General features: G+C 66.9%; 1 pseudogene. It reads right to left on the bottom strand.

Going from position 1 to position 293, the window contains the following annotated elements:
* Positions 1-293 (bottom strand): annotated as a pseudogene (locus tag BST14_RS28580) (peptide chain release factor 3); the annotation flags it as partial.

Below are 293 nucleotides of genomic sequence, written 5' to 3'. Positions count from 1 at the left end.
GGTCAGCGCGTCGGCGATCTTCACGTCCTTGCCCAGGCGCACGTGGCGCATCTTCATGCCTTTCTCGTACTTGCCCGAGCAGATGCGCATGAAGGCGATGCGGTCGCGGTGCTTGGGATCCATGTTCGCCTGGATCTTGAACACGAAGCCGGTCATCTTCGGCTCGCCGGCCTCGACCGGGCGCTTGTCGGCGATCTGGGCGCGCGGGCTGGGGGCATAGGCGCCAAGGGCGTCGATCAGGTCGCGCACGCCGAAATCGCGCAGCGCCGCGCCCCAGTAGAGCGGCGTCAGAT

It is taken from the genome of Mycobacterium arosiense ATCC BAA-1401 = DSM 45069 (assembly GCF_002086125.1).
GTDB classification, from domain to species: Bacteria; Actinomycetota; Actinomycetes; order Mycobacteriales; family Mycobacteriaceae; genus Mycobacterium; species Mycobacterium arosiense.
This window is presented reverse-complemented; position numbering and strand designations above follow the sequence as displayed.